Source organism: Pseudomonas sp. PvP001 (assembly GCF_040546375.1).
Taxonomy (GTDB): domain Bacteria; phylum Pseudomonadota; class Gammaproteobacteria; order Pseudomonadales; family Pseudomonadaceae; genus Aquipseudomonas; species Aquipseudomonas coleopterorum.
The window spans coordinates 1,279,072-1,297,353 of sequence record NZ_JBEPNQ010000001.1 but is presented as its reverse complement, the minus strand read 5'-3'; the positions used below and the strand labels follow the sequence as shown (position 1 = coordinate 1,297,353).

General features: G+C 62.4%; 17 protein-coding genes and 1 pseudogene. 13 read left to right on the top strand and 5 right to left on the bottom strand.

Going from position 1 to position 18,282, the window contains the following annotated elements:
• Nucleotides 1-48: 48 nt before the first annotated feature.
• The gene (gene ygfZ / locus ABMD26_RS05920; RefSeq protein WP_134722602.1) at nucleotides 49-990 is read right to left on the bottom strand and encodes a CAF17-like 4Fe-4S cluster assembly/insertion protein YgfZ; all 942 of its coding nucleotides are present in this window, start codon (nucleotides 988-990) and stop codon (nucleotides 49-51) included.
• 126 nt (nucleotides 991-1,116) lie between these two features.
• On the opposite strand from ygfZ, the gene ABMD26_RS05915 reads away from it, so the two are divergent.
• Together ABMD26_RS05915 and ABMD26_RS05910 are read left to right on the top strand one after the other, a co-directional pair.
• A complete protein-coding gene (locus ABMD26_RS05915) occupies nucleotides 1,117-1,371 on the top strand; it encodes an FAD assembly factor SdhE (RefSeq protein WP_043187050.1) in 255 nt (84 codons plus the stop codon).
• Entirely contained in the window at nucleotides 1,355-1,807 is a 453-nt protein-coding gene (locus ABMD26_RS05910) for a protein YgfX (protein ID WP_354308581.1), read from the top strand. Before ABMD26_RS05915 ends, ABMD26_RS05910 begins: the two co-directional genes overlap by 17 nt.
• Here ABMD26_RS05910 and nadB read toward each other — a convergent pair.
• Complete coding sequence (gene nadB / locus ABMD26_RS05905) at nucleotides 1,776-3,392, bottom strand: L-aspartate oxidase (RefSeq protein WP_354308579.1); 1,617 nt, start codon at nucleotides 3,390-3,392, stop codon at nucleotides 1,776-1,778. The two genes, ABMD26_RS05910 and nadB, sit on opposite strands and share 32 nt — an antisense overlap.
• Before the next feature lie 567 nt (nucleotides 3,393-3,959).
• On the opposite strand from nadB, the gene rpoE reads away from it, so the two are divergent.
• From rpoE to pdxJ, 11 genes are all read left to right on the top strand, one after another.
• The gene (gene rpoE, locus ABMD26_RS05900) at nucleotides 3,960-4,541 is read left to right on the top strand and encodes an RNA polymerase sigma factor RpoE/AlgU (protein WP_011535354.1); all 582 of its coding nucleotides are present in this window, start codon (nucleotides 3,960-3,962) and stop codon (nucleotides 4,539-4,541) included.
• 30 nt (nucleotides 4,542-4,571) lie between these two features.
• Nucleotides 4,572-5,165, top strand: a complete 594-nt coding sequence (locus ABMD26_RS05895) for a sigma-E factor negative regulatory protein (protein WP_354308576.1) — start codon at nucleotides 4,572-4,574, stop codon at nucleotides 5,163-5,165.
• Nucleotides 5,166-5,173: 8 nt separating this feature from the next.
• Nucleotides 5,174-6,124 (top strand): MucB/RseB C-terminal domain-containing protein, encoded by a 951-nt coding sequence (locus tag ABMD26_RS05890; protein ID WP_354308574.1) that lies wholly within the window; start codon nucleotides 5,174-5,176, stop codon nucleotides 6,122-6,124.
• A gap of 320 nt (nucleotides 6,125-6,444) precedes the next feature.
• Entirely contained in the window at nucleotides 6,445-7,830 is a 1,386-nt protein-coding gene (locus tag ABMD26_RS05885; RefSeq protein WP_236690508.1) for a DegQ family serine endoprotease, read from the top strand.
• Between the two features lie 254 nt (nucleotides 7,831-8,084).
• Complete coding sequence (gene lepA, locus ABMD26_RS05880; protein WP_049860724.1) at nucleotides 8,085-9,881, top strand: translation elongation factor 4; 1,797 nt, start codon at nucleotides 8,085-8,087, stop codon at nucleotides 9,879-9,881.
• 9 nt (nucleotides 9,882-9,890) lie between these two features.
• On the top strand, nucleotides 9,891-10,745 hold the full coding sequence (gene lepB / locus ABMD26_RS05875) for a signal peptidase I (RefSeq protein ID WP_049860725.1): 855 nt from the start codon (nucleotides 9,891-9,893) through the stop codon (nucleotides 10,743-10,745).
• A 52-nt stretch (nucleotides 10,746-10,797) separates the two neighbouring features.
• Nucleotides 10,798-11,175 carry a DUF4845 domain-containing protein gene (locus ABMD26_RS05870; RefSeq protein ID WP_134722606.1) on the top strand — a complete coding sequence of 126 codons (378 nt, stop codon included), beginning with the start codon at nucleotides 10,798-10,800 and terminating at the stop codon, nucleotides 11,173-11,175.
• A complete protein-coding gene (gene rnc, locus ABMD26_RS05865) occupies nucleotides 11,172-11,861 on the top strand; it encodes a ribonuclease III (RefSeq protein ID WP_049860726.1) in 690 nt (229 codons plus the stop codon). The genes ABMD26_RS05870 and rnc overlap by 4 nt, the downstream gene beginning before the upstream one ends.
• A complete protein-coding gene (gene era, locus ABMD26_RS05860; protein ID WP_049860727.1) occupies nucleotides 11,854-12,756 on the top strand; it encodes a GTPase Era in 903 nt (300 codons plus the stop codon). Before rnc ends, era begins: the two co-directional genes overlap by 8 nt.
• A gap of 214 nt (nucleotides 12,757-12,970) precedes the next feature.
• Nucleotides 12,971-13,657 carry a DNA repair protein RecO gene (recO, locus tag ABMD26_RS05855; protein WP_354308570.1) on the top strand — a complete coding sequence of 229 codons (687 nt, stop codon included), beginning with the start codon at nucleotides 12,971-12,973 and terminating at the stop codon, nucleotides 13,655-13,657.
• A gap of 41 nt (nucleotides 13,658-13,698) precedes the next feature.
• The gene (gene pdxJ, locus ABMD26_RS05850) at nucleotides 13,699-14,442 is read left to right on the top strand and encodes a pyridoxine 5'-phosphate synthase (protein ID WP_134722608.1); all 744 of its coding nucleotides are present in this window, start codon (nucleotides 13,699-13,701) and stop codon (nucleotides 14,440-14,442) included.
• Here the strand turns inward: pdxJ and ABMD26_RS05845 are convergent.
• The 3 genes and pseudogenes from ABMD26_RS05845 to ABMD26_RS05835 form a co-directional block, all read right to left on the bottom strand.
• Entirely contained in the window at nucleotides 14,439-15,626 is a 1,188-nt protein-coding gene (locus ABMD26_RS05845; RefSeq protein WP_354308568.1) for a M20 aminoacylase family protein, read from the bottom strand. The two genes, pdxJ and ABMD26_RS05845, sit on opposite strands and share 4 nt — an antisense overlap.
• Before the next feature lie 24 nt (nucleotides 15,627-15,650).
• Nucleotides 15,651-16,951, bottom strand: a pseudogene (locus ABMD26_RS05840) (MFS transporter).
• A 329-nt stretch (nucleotides 16,952-17,280) separates the two neighbouring features.
• Entirely contained in the window at nucleotides 17,281-18,228 is a 948-nt protein-coding gene (locus ABMD26_RS05835) for a LysR family transcriptional regulator (protein WP_354308566.1), read from the bottom strand.
• Nucleotides 18,229-18,282: the final 54 nt, after the last annotated feature.

Genomic DNA, 18,282 nt, shown 5'->3' with positions numbered 1-18,282 from the left:
CGCCTCGGCATAGCGGGGAAGGGTGCGCAGGACCTACGTAAGGCGCTGCTAGCGCTGGATTTCTCGGTCTCGATCAAGTGTATAGGGCAGGGTGAGAAGTTCCAGCGCCGGACCTTCCAGGCTACCCAGGTGGATGCGACCATCTTCGACGGCGTTGTCTTGAAGGACCGCCAGGGCCTCGTAGCCGTCGGCCGTCGGTGCGGCCAGGGCGATCTCGCCGATGGCGCTGCCGTGCACCGGCGAGAACAATCCGGTCCCAGGCTCCGGTTGTGTCGAGCCAGCCAGTTGGACGTGGTAGAGACGGCGCTTGAGCTTGCCCAGGTACTGCATGCGCGCGACGATTTCCTGGCCGGTGTAGCAACCCTTCTTGAAGCTCACACCGCCCACGGCCTGCAGGTTGAGCATCTGCGGGATGAACAGCTCGCGGGTCGGTTCCAGTACCTGACCGATACCGGCGCGGATCTGCCCCAGCAGCCACTCGTCGAGCGAGCCCTGAGCCAATTGTTCACCCAGCCGCGCGGCCAGATTTTCCGCTTGCTCGGCAGGCGCCCACAGCTCGGCCCGGGCGGGCGATACCCGTACCGCGATCAGCGCGCCGTGGCGCACCACCGCATCGGTTTCCAGGGGCAGTTGCAGGCCCAGGGCAGTCAGAGCGCCATCGCCATGCTGTACGCCGAAACGCACCCAGGCGTCGCTTTCGTCGGTCAACTTGGACTTGGAGAACACGGCGTACTTTTTCAGGTCGGCCAACTGCGCTTCGAGCAGGCCGCGGGCCATGGCCAGCACGCAGCCATCGCCTTGCAACAGGATGCGGAAGCTGGACTGCATGCGGCCTTTCTGGGTGCAGCGCGCACCGAGGCTGGCGGTGTGCTCGTCCAGATAGTTGAGGTTGCAGGTCAGCTGGCCCTGGAGGAACTTGCTGGCGTCCGAGCCGCGAACGGCCAGGACGCCCTCGTGGGCCAGGGTGCAGAACATAGCGGTATCGGACATGGGTCATCGCTGAGTTGAAAAGAATGGACATCATCATAGAGCCCCGCACCGGGGGAATGCTATCCCCGCCGCCCTGACACCCCACCGGCGCCTCTGTATACTGCGCGCCTATTCAAGGAGCCCCCCATGGTCGAAAACGTTGAACTCAACCGGCTTTACTGGCACAGCCGCCGCGGCATGCTGGAGCTGGACGTGTTGCTGGTGCCTTTCGTCAAGGAAGTCTATCCCCACTTGAATCAGGTGGATCGCGACCTCTATGTGCGCCTGCTCGAATGTGAAGATCAGGACATGTTCGGCTGGTTCATGGAGCGCAACGAGTCGCAGGACCCCGAGTTGCAGCGCATGGTCCGGATGATCCTGGACCGTGTCCAGCCCAAGTAACCGCTTCGAATGCCACTGGCAGCCTTCACGACGGCTGCTGGCGCTCTACGCACTGGCGCAGGCCGCCGCCTGCCTGGCGAACGGCTTGATGGAGGCGCCGGTGCTCGTGCACCTGGCGGCCGGGGTGCTGTGCATTGCGCATGGGCTTTATGTGCTGCCGCGAGAGGTGTTACTCGCCCACCCCCAGGCCGTCACCGGTCTGCGTCGCGATCGCAGTGGCTGGTCGGTGTGGAGCGAGGCCGATGGCTGGCAGGCGGTGCAACTGCGTCCGGACAGCATGGCACTGCCGCAGGTGGTCATTCTGCGCTTCCGCCTGGCAGGCCAGCGCCGCGTGCGCAGCGCCTGCGTGCTGCCCGACGGCCTGGACGCAGACACTCACCGTCGCCTGCGTCTGCGCCTCAAGTTCAGCCGGCGAAGGTGGGCGGCTGCAGGATAGTGTCCTGTGCCTGCGGCAGCAGGTCCGGATAGTCCAGCGTGTAATGCAGGCCGCGGCTTTCCTTGCGCTGCATGGCCGACGCGATCATCAGCTCGGCCACCTGTGCCAGATTGCGCAGTTCGATCAGGTCGCGGCTGACCTGGTAGTTGCTGTAGAACTCGTCGATCTCGTCGAGCAGCAGGCGCACTCGATGCTGGGCGCGCTGCAAGCGTTTGGTGGTGCGCACGATGCCCACGTAGTCCCACATGAAGCGCCGCAGCTCGTCCCAGTTGTGGGCGATGATCACGTCTTCGTCCGAATCGGTCACCTGGCTCGCGTCCCACTGCGGCAACGGCCCAGGCGCTTGGGTCTGGTCCAGTTGCGCGACGATGTGCTCGGCGGCCGAACGCGCATAGACCATGCACTCGAGCAACGAGTTGCTGGCCATGCGATTGGCGCCGTGCAGGCCGGTGGAGCTGGTCTCGCCAATGGCATACAGGTGGGGGACGTCGGTGCAGCCATGCTCATCGACCAGCACGCCGCCGCAGGTGTAGTGCGCTGCGGGTACCACGGGAATGCGCTGGCAGGTGATATCGATGCCGAATGCCAGGCAACGCTGGTGCACCGTCGGGAAGTGACTGCGCACGAAGTCCGCCGGCTTGTGGCTGATGTCCAGGTACACGCATTCGGCGCCCGTGCGCTTCATCTCGTGGTCGATGGCGCGCGCGACGATATCGCGTGGTGCCAGCTCTGCGCGCGGATCGAAGCGCGGCATGAAACGTTCGCCATTGGCCAGCGTGAGCAGGGCGCCTTCACCGCGCAGCGCCTCGGTGATCAGGAAACTCTTGGCCTGGGGGTGGTACAGGCAGGTGGGGTGGAACTGGTTGAATTCCAGATTGGCCACACGACAGCCTGCGCGCCAGGCCATGGCAATGCCATCGCCGCAGGCGCCGTCGGGGTTGCTGGTATAGAGGTAGACCTTGGCAGCGCCGCCGGTGGCCAGGACGGTGAAGCGCGCCCCATGGGTGTCCACTTCACCGCTGCGGTGATCCAGCACGTAGGCGCCCAGGCAGCGATCCTCCGTGCGACCCAGGCGCCGTTCGGTGATCAGGTCGACCGCGGCGCACTGTTCCAGCAACTCGATGTTAGGACGCAGACGTGCCTGGGCCAGCAAGGTGTCGAACAGAGCCGCGCCGGTCGCATCGGCCGCATGGATGATGCGGCGCTGGCTATGACCACCTTCACGGGTCAGGTGGAAGGGGAAGCCGGTATGTTCCGGATCCGAATCATCCTCGCGGGTGAACGGCACGCCCATCTCGACCAGCCACTGAATCGCCGCGCGGCTGTGCTGCACCGTGAAGCGCACCGCTTCTTCATTACACAGGCCGGCGCCGGCGTCGAGGGTGTCCTGCACGTGAGCTTCCACGCTGTCGGAGTCTGCAAGCACGGCGGCGACCCCGCCTTGGGCCCACGGCGTGGAGCCGTCGCCGAGCCCGCCCTTGCTGATGACCGCGATGCGCAGCGTGGCGGGCAATGCCAGCGCAAGGCTCAAGCCCGCGGCTCCGCTACCGATTACCAGAACATCGTGTTGCCGTTGCTTGCCCATTCGAAGGTCATCCGCATGCCGAAAGTGATGTCGCGTGAGTCGCCATCCACCGCGCCGTTCGCGCCCGTTGTGCACATCCCGCTGGTATATCCAAGGGGGTAGCGGCACAATAGCGGCACCTTCGACACACGAGGGAATCGTTTCCCACCGGTATGGCGCGGCATTTATAGCAGCCACATCGAGGCTTGCGCTATGGCGGCAGGCACTTTGGGCAGGTAGTCGGTGCTGAACCACTTCAGTGCCAGGAATCCATGGCCTTTGTGTGTAGGGCTTCACCTTCGTATTTGTGGGAACTTTCCTAGAATCCCTGCAATCAATAGAAGGTTGCCCGTAAGAAGGAAACAATGCCGAACAACGAGCGCACCGGCTAGGTCCGGGTGCTGTCATCGGTGAAAAGATTATCGGCGCAGCTCGGCACGTTCGAGCTGCGCTTTCCGTGCAGGCTTGATCCGGGCCTGCGGGGAAACTTGCCTGGAGGGGAGAACTTTTGCGAATAGCCCGAGTCTATGGTTGCAAGCCTGAACGATGGCCTGAGCAGCGCTCCTTCCGGACCCATGAGGAGTGTTCATGCTAACCCAGGAAGAGGATCAGCAGCTGGTCGAGCGTGTACAACGCGGTGATCGGCGAGCTTTCGATCTGTTGGTGCTGAAATACCAGCACAAGATTCTCGGGTTGATCGTGCGATTCGTGCACGACACCCATGAAGCCCAGGACGTGGCGCAGGAGGCTTTCATCAAGGCCTACCGCGCATTGGGCAACTTTCGCGGAGACAGCGCGTTCTATACGTGGCTGTACCGTATCGCCATCAACACGGCGAAAAACTATCTGGTGTCCCGCGGACGCAGGCCACCGGACAGCGACGTAAGTTCTGAAGATGCGGAGTTCTATGACGGCGATCATGGCCTCAAGGACCTCGAGTCTCCAGAACGTTCATTGCTGCGCGATGAGATCGAAGGCACTGTCCATCGAACCATCCAGCAGCTGCCAGAAGACCTGCGCACGGCACTGACGCTGCGCGAGTTCGATGGTCTGAGTTACGAAGACATTGCCAGTGTCATGCAGTGTCCGGTGGGGACCGTGCGGTCGCGGATTTTCCGTGCCCGGGAAGCCATCGACAAAGCCCTGCAGCCGTTGTTGCAGGAATCCTGAGACAGCGGCGATAGCCAAGAGAGGAACGCCATGAGTCGTGAAGCCCTGCAGGAATCGCTGTCCGCAGTGATGGATAACGAAGCGGACGAATTGGAACTGCGTCGGGTACTGACCGCGTTGGACGATGTTGAGGTCCGTGCCACCTGGGCACGTTACCAGCTCGTTCGTGCCGTCATGCACAAGGATCTTCTGGATCCGCGTCTGGATCTGTCGGCTGCGGTGTCGGTAGCCATTGCCGAAGACATCGCCCCAGCCCCGGCTGCTCGCGGCCCGTGGCGCAGCCTTGGTCGTCTGGCCGTTGCGGCATCGGTGACCGTTGCCGTGCTGGCCGGTGTTCGCCTGTACAACCAGGACGACATCACCGGATCGGAGCTCGCTCAGCAGCAGCCAGCCCAGCAAGCCCCGTCGACCCCGATGGTAAAAGGTCCAGCCGTGCTGGCCGGTTACACACCGGACAGCTCCGACGCGCCCGGTCCGATGGCCAGCGGTGTGCTCAAAGGCGAAGAAGGTCTGAACGACCAGCGCCTGCCTGGTTACCTGCGTCAGCATTCGCAAGAAGCCGCTGCCAAAGGTTCCGACACTGCCCTGCCATCTGCCCGCTCCGCGAGCATGGAAAACCGTTAATCCCGATCATGCGTGTGGCCCTGTTTCTGCCAATTCTACTTGGCCTGGCCGCACCGGCCATTGCCGCACCCGATGCGGCCCAATGGCTGGACGCAATGGCGCAAGCCGAGCGTACGCAGGATTTCCAGGGGACGTTCGTCTACGAACGCGACGGTGACTTTTCTACCTACCAGATATGGCACCGCGCCGGTAACGGCGCGGTGCACGACCGTGTGCTCAAGCTCGACGGCGTCGCCTCCGAGCGCGTGCAGACCGACGGTCGGCTGACCTGCATGACGGGCAGCCCGGTGTCCGGGGGTGGCAAGGTGTCCAGCAGCGCTGTCGCAACCCTCGATCCGCTCAAGCTGATGTCGTGGTACCAACTGCGTGTGGCCGGTGCTTCGAGAGTCGCCGGGCGCGACGCTGTGGTCGTGACCATGGTGCCGCGTGATCGTGATCGCTACGCCTTCGAAATGCACCTGGATGCGCACACGGGACTGTTGCTCAAATCCCTGTTGATCGATGCCAAGGGGCGCCTGCTCGAACGTCTGCAGTACACCCAACTTCAGCCAGGAGCCCCTGCGCCTGCAGACTTGAAGGCGACGCTAAATTGTAAGCCTGTGTTGCATGCGAGCAGCGGTTCAGCCCCCGGCAATGCCCTTGCGTGGCAGGCCAAATGGGTACCTGCCGGCTTCGAGTTGGCGCAGACCGCTCAGCGCAAATCTTCGGCCAGCAATGCCGATGTGACCAGCCTGCTGTACGCCGACGGCCTTGCGCATTTCTCTGTGTTTCTCGAACCGCTAAACGGCGCCTCTGCGCGTGATACCCGTGTGCAGCTGGGTCCGACGGCAGCCGTGTCGCGTCGCTTGAAGTCTTCGGATGGCGAAATGATGATCACCGTGGTGGGTGAAATTCCCTTGGGTACAGCGGAGCGAATTGCCCTGTCCATACAGCGCCAGGACGTTCATGTTCTACGCTGAAGGGGGCGTGCGTCATGGCGTGGTCATGGCCCTTGCTGGCGCTTCATGCCTGGATAATCGCCGCGAGTTAACGTGAAACCTGTTTCATGCGGGTTGCAAACCGCCGGATTTTTTCTTATAGGTCAGTGCTTCGGGGGCGAGCCTTTTCAGTCGTCACAGGTTCGCTGCCGTGCGCCGCAGTCAAGCATGGATTCCGCTCTGCGCTGAATTTGCCTTAAGCGGCTGCACAACCCTAATGCTCAACCACGCTCGTTACGAACGGGAGCCGTATGTCGATACCACGTTTCAAACCCTTTCTTTCACTGTTCGCGGCAGTGCTGATGCTGGGCCAGATCGCCAGCGTCCAGGCTGAAGCGCTGCCTGATTTCACGACTCTGGTCGAGCAGGCGTCGCCCGCCGTGGTGAACATCAGTACCACGCAGAAACTGCCGGACCGCGGTGTGGCTGCCAGCCAGATGCCGGACCTGGAAGGTCTGCCGCCGATGTTCCGCGAGTTCTTCGAGCGCAACATGCCGCGCGGCGGACCACGGTCTCCGCAGCGGGGCGATCGGCAGCGCGAGGCGCAGTCGCTGGGCTCGGGGTTCATCGTTTCGGCTGACGGCTATGTGCTGACCAACAACCACGTGATCGCCGATGCCGACGAAATCATCGTGCGTCTGTCCGACCGCAGCGAGCTCAAGGCCAAACTGGTCGGCACCGATCCACGGACCGACGTGGCGTTGCTGAAAATCGATGGCAAGAACCTGCCCACAGTGAAGCTGGGTGATTCCGCCAAACTCAAAGTGGGCGAATGGGTGCTGGCCATCGGCTCGCCGTTCGGCTTCGACCATTCGGTGACCAAGGGTATCGTCAGCGCCAAGGGTCGTACCTTGCCCAACGACGCCTACGTGCCGTTCATCCAGACCGACGTGGCCATCAACCCAGGCAACTCGGGCGGCCCGCTGTTCAACATGAACGGTGAAGTGGTGGGTATCAACTCGCAGATTTTCACCCGCTCCGGTGGCTTTATGGGCCTGTCCTTCGCCATTCCGATCGACGTGGCCCTGGATGTGTCGGATCAGCTCAAGAAAGACGGCAAGGTCAGCCGCGGCTGGTTGGGTGTGGTCATTCAGGAGGTCAACAAGGACCTGGCCGAGTCGTTCGGTCTGGACAAGCCGGCCGGCGCACTGGTCGCGCAGGTGCTCGAAGACGGCCCGGCCGCCAAGGGTGGCTTGCAGGTGGGTGACGTGATCCTGAGCATGAACGGTCAGCCGATCGACATGTCGGCCGACCTGCCGCATCTCGTGGGCGGTCTCAAGGCCGGTGCGAAGGCGAGTCTGGAAGTGATCCGCGAAGGCAAGCGCCGCACCATCGACGTCACCGTCGGCGCGATGCCCGATGACGATCAGGACCTGGATGCCGGTGCCAAGGCCCAGACCGAGCGCAGCAGCAACCGCCTCGGCGTGTCGGTCGCGGAACTGACTGCCGAGCAGAAGAAGTCGCTGGAGCTCAAGGGCGGCGTGGTCATCAAGGAAGTGCAGGACGGTCCGGCGGCACTGATCGGCCTGCAGCCTGGTGATGTCATCACCCACCTGAACAACCAGGCCATCGAGTCGTCGAAGCAGTTCGCCGACATCGCCAAAGGCCTGCCGAAGAACCGTTCGGTGTCCATGCGCGTGCTGCGTCAGGGGCGGGCGAGCTTCATTACCTTCAAGCTGGCTGAATAAGCTTGGGGTAGGTGAACGAAAGGCGACCTTCGGGTCGCCTTTTTTGTGATCGGTGGTGTGGCCTTCGCGGGCAGAGACCCGCTCCCACACGGAACCGAGTGATCGCATGAACTGTGGGAGCGGGACTCTGCCCGCGAAGACGTCGGCACTGCCACCCGTAACCCACCGGCTCCCACACCCGAACGTTATTCAGGTACAATTCCCGGCTATTTTTCGTTGGGCGTCCGGCCCGCAGCCTTTTTGAGTGTTGACCCGTGAGTGATTTGAGTCATATCCGCAATTTCTCCATCATCGCCCACATCGATCACGGCAAGTCGACCCTCGCCGATCGGTTCATCCAGATGTGCGGTGGCCTGGCCGACCGCGAAATGGAGGCCCAGGTCCTGGACTCCATGGACCTGGAGCGTGAGCGCGGGATCACCATCAAGGCGCACAGCGTCACCCTGCACTACAAGGCGCAGGACGGCAAAACCTACCAGCTGAACTTCATCGACACCCCAGGCCACGTCGACTTCACCTACGAAGTCAGCCGCTCGCTGGCGGCCTGCGAAGGCGCGCTGCTGGTGGTCGATGCCGGGCAGGGCGTCGAAGCCCAGTCCGTGGCCAACTGCTACACGGCCATCGAACAGGGCCTGGAAGTGATGCCGGTGCTGAACAAGATGGACTTGCCCCAGGCCGACCCGGACAAGGTCAAGGACGAGATCGAGAAGATCATCGGCATCGACGCCACCGACGCCGTGGCGTGCAGCGCCAAGAGCGGCATGGGCGTGATCGACGTGCTCGAACGCCTGGTGCATACCATTCCGGCGCCTACCGGTGACATCGATGCGCCGTTGCAGGCGCTGATCATCGACTCCTGGTTCGACAACTACCTGGGCGTCGTCTCTCTGGTGCGCGTTCGTCATGGCCGGGTGAAGAAGGGCGACAAGATTCTGGTCAAGTCCACCGGCAAGGTGCACCTGGTCGACAGCGTCGGCGTCTTCACCCCCAAGCACACGGCCACCGCTGACCTCAAGGCCGGCGAAGTGGGCTTCATCATCGGCAGCATCAAGGACATTCACGGTGCGCCGGTCGGCGACACCCTGACCTTGAGCAGCACCCCTGACGTGCCTGTGCTGCCCGGTTTCAAACGCATTCAGCCACAGGTCTACGCCGGCCTGTTCCCGGTCAGCTCGGAAGACTTCGAAGATTTCCGCGATGCCCTGCAGAAACTGACCCTCAACGATTCGTCGCTGCAGTACCTGCCCGAAAGCTCCGACGCCCTGGGCTTCGGCTTCCGCTGCGGGTTCCTGGGCATGCTGCACATGGAAATCATCCAGGAGCGCCTGGAGCGCGAGTACGACCTGGACCTGATCACCACGGCCCCGAGCGTGATCTTCGAAGTGGTCATGAAGACCGGCGAAACCATTTATGTCGACAACCCGTCGAAGCTTCCGGATGTTTCATCCGTCGAGGACTTCCGCGAGCCGATCGTATCGGCGACTATTCTTGTGCCTCAAGAGCACCTGGGCAACGTCATTACCCTGTGCATCGAGAAGCGCGGCGTGCAGCGCGACATGCAGTTCCTCGGCAGCCAGGTTCAGGTTCGCTACGACCTGCCGATGAACGAAGTGGTGCTGGACTTCTTCGACCGCCTGAAATCCACCAGCCGTGGCTATGCCTCGCTGGACTACCATTTCGAGCGTTACCAGTCGGCCAACCTGGTCAAGCTGGACGTGCTGATCAACGGCGACAAGGTCGATGCCCTGGCGCTGATCGTGCACCGCGACAACGCGGCCTACAAGGGTCGTGCTTTGACCGAGAAGATGAAGGAGCTGATCCCTCGGCAGATGTTCGATGTGGCAATCCAGGCCGCCATTGGCGGACAGATTATCGCCCGGACCACTGTCAAGGCGCTCAGAAAGAACGTACTGGCCAAGTGTTACGGCGGCGACGTGAGCCGTAAGCGCAAACTGTTGGAGAAACAGAAGGCCGGTAAGAAACGCATGAAGCAGGTCGGCAACGTGGAAATTCCACAGGAAGCCTTCCTTGCTGTGCTCAGGTTGGAATAATCGAGTCCTATGTCCCTAAATTTCCCGCTGTTGTTGGTTATCGCCGTAGCCGTTTGCGGTCTGCTGGCCTTGCTTGATCTGGTCTTCCTGGCGCCACGGCGACGGGCTGCGATCGCCAACTACGAGGGCAGCGTCAGCCAGCCCGAGCCGTCGGTGGTCGAACGCCTGGACAAGGAACCGCTGCTGGTGGAGTACGGCAAATCGTTCTTCCCGGTGCTGTTCATCGTGCTGGTGTTGCGTTCGTTTCTGGTGGAGCCGTTCCAGATCCCGTCGGGTTCGATGATCCCGACCCTGGAAGTGGGTGATTTCATCCTCGTCAACAAGTTCTCCTACGGCATTCGCCTGCCGGTACTGGACAAGAAGGTCATCGAGGTCAACGATCCCAAGCGTGGCGACGTCATGGTGTTCCGCTACCCCAGCGACCCCAACGTCAACTACATCAAGCGCGTGATTGGCTTGCCGGGCGACAGGATTCGCTACACTTCGGACAAGCAGCTGTACGTCAACGGCGAGTTGATCGCCCGCCAGCTGGTCGGCAGCGAGCCGGGCAGTCTGGGCAGCGCCGAGCTGTACAAGGAAAAGCTGGGCGAGGTCGAACACGTGATCCGTCAGGAAATGTCGCGCTACCGTGCGCCGCCAGACAGCCAGTGGACGGTGCCCGCCGGGCACTACTTCATGATGGGTGACAACCGCGACAACTCCAACGACAGCCGCTACTGGGATGACCCGTCGATTCCCAAGGAGCTGCTGGGCATGGTCCCCGACCAGAACATCGTCGGCAAGGCCTTCGCCATCTGGATGAGCTGGCCTGAACCCAAGCTCAGCCACTTGCCCAACTTCTCCCGAGTCGGGCTGATCAAGTAGCGCTGCCGGCGCCGTCCATGGACGGCGCCGAATGTTTTCCGAGGTGTCCGGCATGAACGCAGTGAAGTCTCAGCAAGGCATGTCCATCGTCGGCTGGTTGCTGACCCTGGCGGTGGTGGCGTTCGTGGCGAGCACGGCTTTCAAGCTGGTGCCGCACTACATGGATAACCGGACCCTTACCCAAGCCATCGAATCGATCGGCGCCGACAAGTCCGCCCGAGTCGATACGGTGGGTGAATTCTATGGCCACGTCAGCCGGGCCATGCAGGTCAACAATATTCAGGATCTGGATTTGAACAAGGTTTTGAGCGTCACCGATGCGGGCAATGTGTTTCAGGCCCACCTCAAGTATGAAAAGCGTGAGCCACTGATCCAGAATCTGGACATGGTAGTGAAGTTCGATCGTCAGTTCAGCGTGGTCAAGCCGTGACCGCTTCCCTCGGTCGCCTCGAGCGCCAACTGGGCTACACCTTCAAGGACCAGGACCTGATGGTGCTGGCACTGACTCACCGCAGCTTCGCCGGGCGCAACAACGAGCGCCTCGAGTTTCTGGGCGATGCGATCCTCAATTTCGTGGCGGGCGAAGCGCTGTTCGAGCGTTTTCCGCAAGCCCGTGAAGGGCAGCTTTCACGTCTGCGGGCGCGCCTGGTCAAGGGCGAGACCCTGGCCATCCTGGCCCGCGGCTTCGATCTGGGCGACTACCTGCGCCTGGGCTCGGGCGAACTGAAGAGTGGCGGTTTCCGCCGTGAATCGATCCTGGCCGATGCGCTGGAAGCCTTGATCGGCGCCATCTACCTGGACGCCGGCATGGAGGCAGCGCGCGATCGTGTGCTGGCCTGGCTGGAAGGTCAGTTCGAAGGGCTGACCCTGGTCGATACCAACAAAGATCCCAAGACCCGCCTGCAGGAGTTCCTCCAGTCGCGCGGTGCTGAACTGCCGCGCTATGAAGTGGTGGATATCCAGGGCGACCCGCACTGCCGACAGTTTTTCGTCGAGTGTGAAGTCGTCCTTCTGAATGAGAAAAGCCGGGGCCAGGGCGTCAGCCGTCGCATCGCCGAACAGGTGGCCGCCGCGTCTGCCCTGATCGCCCTGGGCGTGGAGAATGGCAATGACTGATGCACCCGTTACCCGTTGTGGCTATGTAGCCATCGTTGGCCGCCCAAATGTCGGCAAGTCGACGCTGCTCAACCACATCCTGGGGCAGAAGCTGGCGATCACGTCGCGCAAGCCGCAGACCACCCGCCACAACATGCTGGGCATCAAGACCGAGGGCGAGATCCAGGCGGTCTACGTGGACACGCCGGGCATGCACAAGGGCAACGAGAAAGCCCTGAACCGCTACATGAACAAGACTGCGTCGGCGGCGTTGAAAGACGTCGATGTAGTGATCTTCGTGGTCGACCGCACCAAGTGGACCGACGAAGACCAGCTGGTTCTCGAGCGCGTGCAGTACGTGCAGGGGCCGGTGATCCTGGCGATCAACAAGACCGATCGCATCGAGGACAAGGCTGAGCTGATGCCGCACCTGACCTGGCTGCAGGAGCAGTTGCCGAACGCCGAGATCGTGCCCATTTCCGCGCAGCAGGGGCATAACCTGGACGCGCTGGAAAAGGTCATTGCCGGGCACTTGCCCGAAAACGAGCATTTCTTCCCGGAAGACCAGATCACCGATCGCAGCAGCCGCTTCCTGGCCGCCGAACTGGTGCGCGAGAAGATCATGCGCCAGCTGGGTGCCGAGCTGCCGTACCAGATCACTGTGGAAATCGAAGAATTCAAGCAGCAGGGCAAGACCCTGCACATCCATGCCTTGATCCTGGTCGAACGCGATGGTCAGAAGAAGATCATCATTGGCGACAAGGGCGAGCGCATCAAGCGTATCGGCATGGAGGCCCGCAAGGACATGGAGGTGCTGTTCGACTCCAAGGTCATGCTCAATCTGTGGGTGAAAGTGAAGGGCGGCTGGTCCGATGACGAGCGCGCGCTGCGTTCGCTGGGGTATAACGACCAGTAATCCACAACCTGGCCTCGCGTTGGCCTTTTCGCGGCCACTGACCGCTCCTACGAGGAAGCACGTCGCCGGGCGTTCGCGATCTCTGTGGGAGCGGCCACTGATCGCTCCCACGGGGAAGCACATCGCCGGGCGTGCGCGATCTCTGTGGGAGCGGGCTTGCGCGTAAGGCGGCGAAGAGGTCCGCCCAGACACCCGCCAACCCCGAGTCGCCCACATGTCGACCACCTCAACGCCACAACCCGCCTACGTCCTGCACTCGCGTGCCTATCGCGAAACCAGCGCCCTGGTCGACTTCCTCACCCCCCAGGGCCGCCTGCGGGCCGTGCTGCGCAATGCGCGCGGCAAGGCCGGCACGCTGGCGCGGCCCTTCGTGCCATTGGAAGTCGAGTTTCGCGGCAAAGGCGAACTCAAGAACGTCTCGCGCATGGAATCCGCCGGGGTGGCGGTATGGATGCTCGGTGACGCACTGTTCAGCGGCCTGTACCTCAACGAGCTGATCATTCGCTTGTTGCCCAGCGAAGACCCTCATCCCCAGGTGTTCGAACACTACGCCGCCACCCTCCAGGCGCTCGGCGCCGGGCGCGCGCTGGAGCCTCTGCTGCGCTCCTTCGAATGGCGCCTGCTGGACCAGCTCGGCTATGGCTTTGCGCTGGACGTGGACGTCAACGGTGAGCCGGTGGCAACCGACGGCTTGTACCGCCTGTTGGTGGACGCCGGACTGGAGCGAGTCGAGCTGCTGCAACCCGGACTGTTCCAGGGCGCCGAATTACTTGCCATGGCCCAGGCCAGTTGGGAAACGCCCGGCGCGCTGGCGGCAGCCAAGCGCTTGATGCGCCAGGCCCTGGCCGTGCACTTGGGCGGTCGTCCGCTGGTCAGCCGCGAGCTGTTTCGCAAGCCCTGACCAACACGTATGCTGTGCCCTGGATTTTTCGGAGAGTTCTCGTGGATACCTGTAACCGCATTCTGTTGGGCGTCAACATCGATCACGTGGCGACCTTGCGCCAGGCCCGTGGCACGCGCTATCCCGATCCGGTCAAGGCCGCGCTCGACGCCGAGGAGGCGGGCGCCGACGGCATCACCGTGCACCTGCGCGAAGACCGCCGGCACATCCAGCCGCGCGATGTGCTGCTGCTCAAGGACGTCTTGCAGACCCGCATGAACTTCGAAATGGGCGTGACCGAGGCCATGTTGACCTTCGCCGAGCAGATTCGCCCGGCCCATGTGTGCCTGGTGCCCGAAACCCGCGAAGAGCTGACCACCGAGGGTGGTCTGGACGTCGCGGGGCAGGAAGCCAAGATCAAGGCCGCGGTCGAGCGCCTGAGCAAGCTGGGCTGCGAAGTGTCGCTGTTCATCGATGCCGACGAGCGCCAGATCGAAGCCTCGAAGCGCATCGGCGCGCCGGCGATCGAGCTGCACACCGGCCGCTACGCCGATGCCCAGACCCCAAGCGAAGTGGCCGCTGAGCTGCAACGCATCGTCGACGGCGTCGGCTTCGGTCTGGGGCAGGGCTTGATCGTCAATGCCGGCCACGGCCTGCACTATCACAACGTCGAGCCGATCGCGGCGATTCGCGGCGTGAACGAGTTGAACATCGGTCACGCGTTGGTGGCCCATGCGTTGTTCGTCGGGTTCAAAGCGGCGGTGGCGGAGATGAAGGCGCTGATTCAGGCGGCGAGCAGGGCCTAATCATCTGCAGGTTGCAGATAGCTTTGCACAAGGTTCACCCAGCAAGCGGCGCCGATGGGGATGATCGCGTCATTGAAGTCGTACCGGTCGTTGTGAACCGAACAGCCGTTGAATGACCCGGTGCCATTGCCCAGCACGAAGTAGCAGCCTGGACGCTCGTTGAGCATCCAGGCGAAGTCCTCGCTGCCCATCAGCCGCACCGGCATGCGCTCCAGCACGTTGTCCGCCCCCAGCACCGAGCACGCCGCCGCGTGCAGCCGTTGTGTCTCGGCAGGGGTATTGACCAGCACCGGCGCCAACAGTGTGTACTCGATGGTCGCCTCGACCCCGAAACTGGCGGCTTGCCCGTGGACGATCTCGCGAATTCGCTTCTCGATCCTGTCCCGCACGGTGGGATCGGCCGTGCGGACGCTCAGCATCAGGGTGGCCGTCTCCGGAATGATGTTGTAAACGGTCCCTGCGTTGACCTTGCCGACGCTCAGTACCGCTGCATCACTGGTGGAAAGATTGCGTGAGATGACCGTCTGTAGCGCGGTGATGATCGCTGCCAGGGCCGGGATCGGGTCGATGGCGCGTTCGGGCATGGCGCCATGCCCGCCGCGCCCGACCAATGTGATCAGCACCTGCTCGGACGATGCCATGAATTCGCCCTGCTGAACCACGGCCTGGCCCACTGGCAAACCGGGCATGTTGTGCAGGGCATACACCGCATCGCAGGGGAACCGGTCGAACAGGCCCGCTTCGATCATGGAACGGGCACCGGTCAGACCCTCTTCATCAGGCTGGAAGATGACGTGCAGGGTGCCTTCAAACTGGCCGTGCCAGGCCAGGTGCTCAGCCGCCGCCAACAGGGTTGCGGTATGGCCGTCATGACCGCAGGCGTGCATGCGGCCGGGGTGCTGGCTGGCCCAGGGCAATCCGGTGTTTTCGGTAATGGGCAGGGCGTCCATGTCGGCCCGGATGCCCAGGCTGCGTTCCGTTTTGCCACGTCTGAGCACACCCACCACGCCCTGACCGACGTCCCGGTGCACCTCATAGCCCCAGGCGCGCAAACGGTCAGCCACCAATGTGGCGGTGTGACGTGTTTGGGTGCCCAGTTCCGGGTGTCGGTGAATCTCCCGACGCAGTTCGGCGAAGCGCAGCGCACTGTTTTCCAATTCGGGGTGAATCGTCGCGTGACTCATGAGTCGCTCCTTTCTCGTTCTTCTTCAGGCACGGCCGGGGTGCTCTGGCAGCCAGCGCAGGACGCACAGGGCCAAGGTGACAGCAGCCGTCAGGTACAGGGCCGGCGTTAGCGGGTTGCCGGTCATGCCGATCAGCCAGGTCACCAGCAGAGGTGAAAAGCCACCGAACAGCGTCACGCCGAAGCTGTAGATGATCGACAGGCCGGTGACTCTCCGGTCTCGAGGGAAGGCTTCCATCAGCATGGCCATGCTCGGTGCCAGACCTATGGCCAGCGGTAGAATCAGCAGAGTGATGGCCAGGACGCACAGCAGCGTGTTTTCCTGACTCAGCAGAATGAAGGACGGGTACACGGTCAGTACGGCCAGGGTCGTGACGGCGTAGAGCAATGGCTTGCGACGCGTGAAGCGGTCTGCATAGCGGCCGGCAATGGGTGTGATGACGGCCAGCAGCGCACTGGCAAGGGCAACGAGGGCAAATCCGAAGCTCTGCGGCCGCCCCAGGGTTTGTGTCAGGTAGGTAGGCATGTAGTAGACCACCATGTACATCGTCACGGTGGGCGCCGCCATCCAGCCCATGCCCATGGCCAGGGTGCGGCCATGGGCACGCACCAGCTGCGTCAGGGAGCTGGCCGTGGCCGTGGCAGTGTGCGTTTCGTCCAGGTGCTGGCGGATGTACCAACCCACCGGACCGATCAGCAGGCCGATCACGAACGGCACTCGCCATCCCCATGCGAGCAGCGATTCGTGGCTCAGGCTGCTGGTCAGAAGCAAACCCGTGCCCGCACCCAATAGCGCTGCGGCGCCTTGACTGGCGCCCTGCCAACTGACCATGAAGCAGCGGTTGTCGGTGCGTCCGACTCCATGAGAAAGGCCGACGCACAGCCCACCTCGCCGCCCATTGACAGCCCTTGCAACAGCCTGGCGATCACCAACAGGACACTGGCGCTGATACCGATGCTGGCGTAGGTCGGGGTGAACGCGATGATGCCGGTGCCCAGTGTCATCAACGCGATGGTCAGCGACAGTGCGGCCTTGCGTCCGCGACGATCGGCGACCCGTCCGATCAGCAGCGCGCCCAAGGGTCGCATGACGAAACCGACCGCAAACGTGGCCAGCGACATCAACAACGATGCCACGGCCGAACCGCTGGGGAAGAAGAGCTGACCGATGATGACCGCGAAGAAGCTGTAGACGGTGAAATCATAGATCTCCAGGCCATTGCCCAGGGATGACGCAAAAATCACCCGTCGCATCTGCGCTGAGGCCGGCCGCCGGACGGCATGGCTGGGAAGAGCAGGCGAGTCGCTGGCAGAAGTGCTGTTCATGGTGAATGCCTGTACCGGGAGTCGAATTGCCGGCAAGTGTCGAGCACAGCTTCGCCCAGCGCACATCACTTTTATTCAAGGGGTTAAGCGTTGGTTGGGGTAGGTGTAGCAGGTAGCGATCCGGTTCTGGCCATTGAGGTTGAATGACTCCGGAATCCCTCAGATGAAGGGCAGCAGAAGTGCAGTCTGGTAACTGGTCCTTCGAGGATCAGCCTGTAATGAGCGCAGGTTCGTTGACTTTTTGTCGATAATCGACGTGGTTCGCGGATCAAATCAGCGGGTGTCTGCAATCGCAAGGGCTTGAGAAAGCCGCAAGGATAAACTGTGTTTCACTCTGTCTGGATGGCCCATGGAGCGTTCGACGTCGAGTGCTCCTCCGCGAAACCGCTTTGCAACTGGTTGAATAACAGTCCTGCCGCCCGGGTCAGGTAGCTTCGGTTCACGCAGACGATGTTGACGGAGTAGTCGGGCACCGATTCCTCGAGTTCGACAGGATGCAGATGCCTGACCATGTCACCCAGACCTACCAGACCAGGCCCCAATGCTCCCTGGCTTGCCACCATGACCGAATCGCTGTTGAGCAGCATCTTGATCGCCAGGTTCATGGCCGTGCATTCGAACACCCGGCGCGGCCTTCCAAGAGCACTGCTGGCGAACAGTTGGTTGAACTGCGATTGGGCGTCGGTGATGGCATCGACACTGATCCACTGCGCTTCCTGGAACAAGCGCAAGGAACGAACATATTGCAGCGGGTGGCCCTTGCGCACGGTCACCACCCCGGGGATCCGACACAGTGGCTGCCAGTCCAGACCCACGGCGTGGCTGGGTATCTGAGAGGTCAGGGCGAAATCCAGCAGGCCGTCGCGCAGATGCTGCAACAATTGCGCAGGGCGCATTTCCAGGACCTTCAGCGCGGCGTTCGGATAGGTTTGCTGGAAATGCAGGAGGGTCTGTTGCAGAGGCGGCAGCAGCGCCGTGACGGGCGTCACCCCAAGGGTGACTTCGCTCACGGTCAGACCTTTCATGTCTTCGATTTCCTGGCGCGCCCGCCGTACGCTTTCCAGCGCCTGGCGTGCATGACCGAGCATGCGCTGACCATGCTCGGTCAGACTCATCCCTTTGTTGGAGCGAACCAGAAGCGTCACTCCCAGCTGGCTTTCGAGCTCTTTCATCGACCGGCTCAACGCTGACTGCGTCAGGTGAAGCACCTGCGAGGCGTCTTGCAGGCTGCCGGTTTCATGAATACAGACGAGCGCGCGCAGTTGATGCAATTTCATGGTGTGTCGATCTCCCTGACCTGCGGAGATGATCAACCGCGCAATCGAAGGAAA